We start from the raw sequence: 6,632 nt of genomic DNA on the forward strand, positions 1-6,632 counted from the left end.
ACAAGTCAGAAAGCCGCCGCTGGCGCCTCACCCCTGCTCCAGATCAATTTGCTGACAGATCACTCGAACATAAAAAAACCCGACCGAAAAGGGCCGGGTTTTCCAGGATCCTGCTCCAGCGAAATTAACGCTTGGAGTACTGAGGACGCTTACGCGCCTTGCGCAGACCCACTTTCTTACGCTCAACTTCACGTGCATCACGGGTAACATAACCCGCTTTACGCAGCGCCGGGCGCAAAGTTTCGTCGTAATCCATCAGAGCGCGGGTCAGACCGTGGCGAATTGCGCCGGCCTGGCCACTGATACCACCACCCTTAACGGTAATGTTGATATCAAAACGATCGGTAGACTCGGCAACCACCAGGGGCTGACGAACGATCATGCGCAGGGTTTCGCGACCGAAGAAATCTTCGATGGTGCGACCGTTGATGGAGATGTTACCGCTTCCCGGCTTGATAAAAACCCGAGCCGTGGATGTCTTGCGGCGACCAGTACCGTAATTTTGTGCTACAGACATATCCGCCTTCCGTTAAATGTCGAGTTCTTTGGGCTGCTGGGCTGCGTGAGGGTGCTCAGCGCCGGCATAGATTTTCAGCTTCTTGAACATGGCGCGACCGAGCGGTCCCTTCGGAAGCATGCCTTTGACAGACTTCTGGATGATTTGCTCGGGTGCCTTGTCGACCAGCTTCTCGAAGTTGATGGATTTGATTCCACCCGGAAAGCCGGTATGACTGTAGTACATCTTGTCAGATGCTTTCTTGCCGGTAACCCGCACCTGGCTGGCGTTGATCACTACAATGTAATCGCCAGTGTCTACGTGGGGGGTGTACTCAGGCTTATGCTTGCCCCGCAGACGAAGGGCGATTTCGGTTGACAGACGACCCAGCGTCTTGCCGGCTGCGTCTACAACGTACCAGTCACGTTTTACTGTTTCTGGTTTCGCACTCAGAGTCTTCATTGATTCCGCCTTGAACGCTATATAAGAAACGTTAAAAACCACCGCCGGTAAATGCAAGGCATCCGGAGGGGGTTCCATACCTGTGTTGCGTTGCCATCATTCGGGGCTGAGATAATGACATCGCCTTGAAAAGCCAGGGCGCGAAGTATACTCGAACCACCCAGGAAAGCCAACCCTGTGTCGATTCGTTTCGTTATTCCCCTATACCGGCAGTCGCCCAACCGTACAGCCCCGACACGTTATCCAGAAGCGCCGGCGCCAGATGCTCCGGCGACGTGCCACGGAGCTCCGCGAGCGCGTCCAGAATATCCGGCAGATAGCGTGGGGAGTTCTCTCCCTGTGGCACGCCTTCCGGCGCCATGTCCGGGGCGTCTGTCTCAAGCACCAGCGCCTCCAGTGGCAATTTTGCGACTGCGTCGCGGGTCTTTCGGGCCCTGGGATGGGTGATCACACCCCCTACCCCGATAAAGCACCCAAGATCGACCAGCTTTGCAGCCTGCTGGAAGCTTCCGCTGAATCCGTGAATCAGTGCTCGACCCTGCCACTGGCGACGATTGAGCACACCGTGAACTTCGTCATGGGTCTTGACGGAGTGGATCACCAGCGGCAAATTCAGTTCGTCAGCCAGCGCCACCTGGGCTTCAAACCAGGGCAACTGCGCTTCGAGACTTCCCCGGATTCGATCGAGTCCGCATTCACCGATTGCCACACAGCGGTCGGGACGACCCTCCAGCAATCGGCGGAGCTGAGTCAGATCTTCTTCAGAATGCTCTTCCACAAACCAGGGGTGAATGCCGAGACAGTAAAACAGACCATCATGAGCCAGCGCTGTCTCGCGGACGCGGTCCCAGTCCGCTCGCCGGACACCGGGTATCACCAGCCCCCGGAGTCCGCGCGATCGGCCCTGCTCAAGCTCTTTATCGCGGCGGCCATCGAACTGGGGAAAATCGAAATGGCAATGGGCGTCGATCAGCTGCACAGTCACCTCCGCCCGGAACCGTTAATGCTCCCGGGTCTTGTGGAACTGGATGTCCGGATACCGCTCCTGGGCCAGGTTCAGGTTGACCATGGTCGGAGCAATGTAGGCCAGCCTGTCACTCCCATCGAGGGCCAGGTTGTCGTTATTCTTGCGCTGGAACTCATCAAGTTTGCGCTCATCGCTGCAGGTGACCCACCGCGCAGTAGCTACGTTAATTGGCTCGTAGATGGCCTCCACCTTGTATTCGCTTTTCAAGCGACTGACCACCACATCGAACTGCAGCACACCGACCGCCCCGACGATGAGATCGTTATTCCGAAGCGGCCTGAACACCTGGACGGCACCCTCTTCGGACAGCTGTATCAGCCCTTTCTGGAGCTGCTTGGCCTTGAGCGGATCCTTCAGGCGAATCCGGCGGAACAATTCGGGCGCAAAGTTGGGGATGCCGGTGAACTTCATGTCGTCGCCAGCAGTAAAGGTATCACCCAACTGAATGGTGCCATGGTTGTGCAGGCCGATAATATCGCCGGCAAACGCCTGCTCGGCGTGTTCGCGGTCGCCGGCCATGAACGTCAGCGCGTCGGAAAACCGGACTTCCTTGCCAATACGGACATGACGAGCCTTCATACCCTGGTTGTAACTGCCGGAGACAATGCGGAGGAAGGCAACACGGTCACGATGCTGTGGATCCATATTTGCCTGAATCTTGAATACGAAGCCCGAGAACCCGTCCTCGGCCGGCTGGACCAGTCTCTGGTCGGTTTCCCGCGGTTGCGGCGCCGGGGCCCACTCCACCAGACCATCGAGCATGTGGTCCACGCCGAAGTTACCCAGTGCGGTACCAAAGAAGACTGGCGTCAGTTCACCGGCAAGAAAAGCTTCCTGGTCAAACTCGTGGGACGCGCCTTTGACCAGCTCAATTTCATCACGCAGATCGCCGGCGTAAGCGCCAATCGCCTGATCAAGCTCGGGATTGTCCAGCCCCGAGATAACGCGCTTGTCCTGAATCATATGGCCCTGGCCGGACTGATACAGAATAACCTCGTCCCGAAGCAGGTGATAAACCCCTTTGAAGCTCTTGCCCATACCGATGGGCCAGGTGATCGGTGCACAGGCAATTTTCAGAACTTCCTCAACCTCGTCCATCAGCTCCACCGGATCCCGGGTGTCCCGATCCAGCTTGTTCATGAACGTGATAATCGGCGTATCCCGCAGCCGGGTAACCTCCATCAGTTTGATGGTCCGTTCCTCGACACCCTTGGCGCTGTCAATAACCATCAGACAGGAGTCCACCGCCGTGAGCGTGCGGTAGGTGTCCTCCGAGAAGTCTTCGTGGCCCGGCGTATCCAGCAGGTTCACCAGCTTGCCACCATAAGGAAACTGCATGACGGAGGTGGTTACCGAAATACCCCGCTCTTTCTCCATTTCCATCCAGTCGGACTTGGCGTGCTGGCCAGACTTCTTTCCCTTGACGGTACCGGCCTTCTGGATTGCCTGCCCGAACAATAGCACCTTCTCGGTAATCGTGGTCTTACCGGCATCCGGGTGCGAGATAATGGCGAAGGTGCGGCGCTTGGCCACTTCCTGGGAAAGGTTAGACATAATCGAAAAGCAACCTGAATCTGAAGTTCTGGAAAAGGCGGCCATTATAGGCCCTATGCCGCTGTGACGCTAACTCGCACTGCAGTGATCACTGGCCGAGGGCAAGCATCAGGACCCGGGCATCCTCCCGCCCACTGGCAGACGGATAATACCCGGGGCGCTGGCCGATCTCGTGAAAGCCTTCATTCTGGTACAACGCGATAGCGGCATGATTGCTGTCCCTTACTTCGAGCAACAGCTGAGCCATACCTTCATGAGCTGCGGTTGCCAGAACATGCCTCAGAAGATAGCGCCCCACCCCCTCACCGCGGGCTCTCGGGTGGACGCAGATATTCAGCAAATGCGCTTCATCAACCATGTAGGCCACGACAGCGTACGCGGTGAGTTTGCCCCCATGGCAGGCACCCCAGAGCCGGTAGTTGTCCTTGAAACAATCCAGAAACACCGATTCGCTCCAGGGGTGCGAATAACCCTGGCGCTCTATATCGAGCACATCCGGGACATCCTCGGGCACCAGGGGGCGCACAATAAGATCGGCATCAAGAACTTTTTGGTAGGTTTCCGGATAAGGCATTAACGGGCGACCAGAGGCCGTATCTGTTGCCACAGGGAGCGCTTCAATGTCGGGTTGCCGGCAATCTCAGCAAGGGTGTGCGGAAACCGGACTGCTGCGTCGTGTCCAAGGGCTTCGCTCAGCCAGCTTTTTTCTGCATCCTCTCCACCCTGCAAGACGACAACCTGCTGACGTTCCAGGCCCGACAGAACACTGCGCATCACCTCAACAAAGTCATGGCCGGAGTTCCCGGGCACCAACAGATTGTTGAAGATAGGCCAGGAGACTTGCCCGAGCACTTGAGGCTGCTCCTCACCAAGGCTCTTGAGAATATTCAGTGCGAGGGTTTCCTGCAGTCGACTGCTGGCATCCGCAGACATACCTCCGATCAGTACCGCCCTGGTTCCCGCCCAGATCATGACGTTAACGTTTTCAGAGGGAATCCCGGCAGGCTGCTCTGACATGTCCTCTGGCGCTGCGGGCTCCGGAGAGTTCGCAGCGTCATCCGACACGGCAGGCGATTGGGGAGGCTGTCGGGAGGCGTTGCCTGGCGCGACAGCCTCACCTTCCATCAAGGCCTGAAGATCCGCTATTCGGGCCACGCCTTCAGTTCTATCTGGGCCCGTCGGTTTACGCGGCGCAGGGCGACCGGCATCTCTTACCGGACTGGGTATGGTTTCAGAAGTTCCAGGCATTGGCTCCGGAACCTGACTCTCCTCGGGAAACTCAAAATCCGGGCTTGGCGCCGCGCCGGGCAACGGTTGCCGGGCATACCACATGCGTATCCCCGCTGCTCCCAGATAAAACTGACGCTCTGCTTCCGATCCAACCATTACCTTCGCCTGTCGCGACTCACCGAATAACCATTCTCACACATCCGCGACCTGGGGATGCTGTCGAATTCCGCCCTTGCTGATCAGGTTCAGGGCCTCAATGTAAGCCTTGGCGGACGCGATGATGATATCAGTATCAGCACCCACGCCGTTAACGATGCGGCCACCGCGCTCCAGGCGTACCGTCACCTCGCCCTGGGCATCGGTGCCGCTGGTAATGTTGTTTACGGAATACAGCTGGAGATTGCAGCCGGAATCCACCAGAGATTCGATTGCCTTGAACGTGGCATCGACCGGCCCGCTGCCCTCGGCTTCAACCTTGTGCTCTTTGCCGTCTACGCTCAGCGTGAGATTGGCTTTGGGTACGACTCCGGTCTCCGAGCAGACCTGCATACAGACCAGGCCATAACGGCCGTCTTCCTCTTTCTGCCGGGTATCGGTGGCAATCGCCTGAAGATCCTCATCGAAAATCTCATGTTTCAGATCTGCCAGCGCCTTGAACCGTGTAAAGGCCTCATTCAGCTCCGTCTCGGTCTCAAACTGAATTCCGAGCTCCAGCAAACGGGTACGGAAGGCGTTCCGACCGGAGTGTTTGCCCAGGACGAGGCTGTTGGTATGCCAACCAACGTCCTGCGCCCGCATGATCTCATAAGTCTCCCGGTGCTTCAGAACCCCATCCTGGTGTATCCCGGATTCATGGGCAAAGGCATTGGCGCCGACGATAGCCTTGTTGGGCTGTACCGGAAAACCGGTGATTGTAGAAACAAGACGAGACGCCGGCACGATGTGCTGGGCATCAATGCGGGTATCGATATGGAACAGATCCTGGCGGGTACGAACCGCCATGACAATTTCTTCGAGCGCCGCGTTACCGGCCCGCTCACCCAGCCCATTGATGGTGCACTCTACCTGACGGGCTCCCTGGGAAACCGCCGCCAGGGAGTTCGACACAGCCAGACCCAGGTCGTTGTGGCAATGCACTGAAAAAATAGCTTTGTCCGCGTTTGGAATCCGGTTCAACAACTGACGGATGGTTTCACCGAACTGCTCGGGAATGGCATAACCGACCGTATCCGGGATATTGATCGTGCTGGCACCGGCATCGATGGCGGCCTCGATGATCCGGCAGAGGAAGTCCAGTTCGGAACGTCCGGCGTCCTCGCAGGAGAATTCGACGTCGTCGACATGACTCCGCGCGCGTTTCACTGAGCGAACCGCCTGCTCAATCACCTCATCCGGCTGCATCTGCAGCTTGTGCTTCATGTGAATGGGCGACGTGGCTATAAACGTATGAATACGCCCGCGCTGTGCCGGCCGGATAGCTTCTGCCGCGCGATCGATATCCTTGTCGAGCGCCCGGGCTAGACTGCAGATCGTTGAGTCCTTGATGGACTCGGCGATCGCTTTCACCGCCTCGAAATCGCCCTGGCTGGCAATCGCGAATCCTGCCTCAATAACATCCACCCGGAGCTTTTCCAGCGCTTTCGCAATGCGGAGCTTCTCGGCTTTGTTCATGGTGGCACCGGGGCTTTGCTCGCCATCACGGAGCGTTGTATCGAAAATAACCAGGTGATCAGTGGCAGGCATTGGCAGGCTCCATTCTGAGATGTCGTTCGTTATGGGGAGAGTATATCACCGGCCTGCCGTGAGTGAGGCCGTGAATTTCAGGCAATAAAAAACCCCAGCATCGAGGATGCTGGGGTTTTC

7 protein-coding genes are annotated in these 6,632 nt (G+C 57.4%); all 7 read right to left on the reverse strand.

Annotation, left to right across the window (positions count from 1 at the left end; all coding sequences use genetic code 11):
- Positions 1-124: 124 nt before the first annotated feature.
- A complete protein-coding gene (rpsI, locus tag KYE_RS18605; RefSeq protein WP_008176554.1) occupies positions 125-517 on the reverse strand; it encodes a 30S ribosomal protein S9 in 393 nt (130 codons plus the stop codon).
- Positions 518-529: 12 nt separating this feature from the next.
- Positions 530-958: a 50S ribosomal protein L13 gene (gene rplM, locus KYE_RS18610; protein ID WP_008176556.1), complete on the reverse strand. Its 429-nt coding sequence runs from the start codon at positions 956-958 to the stop codon at positions 530-532.
- A gap of 193 nt (positions 959-1,151) precedes the next feature.
- Entirely contained in the window at positions 1,152-1,937 is a 786-nt protein-coding gene (locus tag KYE_RS18615) for a TatD family hydrolase (RefSeq protein WP_008176559.1), read from the reverse strand.
- Between the two features lie 21 nt (positions 1,938-1,958).
- A complete protein-coding gene (gene prfC, locus KYE_RS18620; protein WP_008176562.1) occupies positions 1,959-3,539 on the reverse strand; it encodes a peptide chain release factor 3 in 1,581 nt (526 codons plus the stop codon).
- Positions 3,540-3,627: 88 nt separating this feature from the next.
- Positions 3,628-4,113, reverse strand: coding sequence for a ribosomal protein S18-alanine N-acetyltransferase (gene rimI / locus KYE_RS18625; RefSeq protein WP_008176564.1), 486 nt, complete (start codon positions 4,111-4,113; stop codon positions 3,628-3,630).
- On the reverse strand, positions 4,113-4,925 hold the full coding sequence (locus tag KYE_RS18630) for a hypothetical protein (RefSeq protein WP_008176565.1): 813 nt from the start codon (positions 4,923-4,925) through the stop codon (positions 4,113-4,115). Before KYE_RS18630 ends, rimI begins: the two co-directional genes overlap by 1 nt.
- Positions 4,926-4,961: 36 nt before the next feature.
- The gene (locus KYE_RS18635; protein WP_008176567.1) at positions 4,962-6,512 is read right to left on the reverse strand and encodes a 2-isopropylmalate synthase; all 1,551 of its coding nucleotides are present in this window, start codon (positions 6,510-6,512) and stop codon (positions 4,962-4,964) included.
- Positions 6,513-6,632: the final 120 nt, after the last annotated feature.

Origin of the sequence: Marinobacter manganoxydans MnI7-9 (assembly GCF_000235625.1) — a bacterium.
In the GTDB taxonomy this organism is placed as follows: Bacteria; Pseudomonadota; Gammaproteobacteria; order Pseudomonadales; family Oleiphilaceae; genus Marinobacter; species Marinobacter manganoxydans.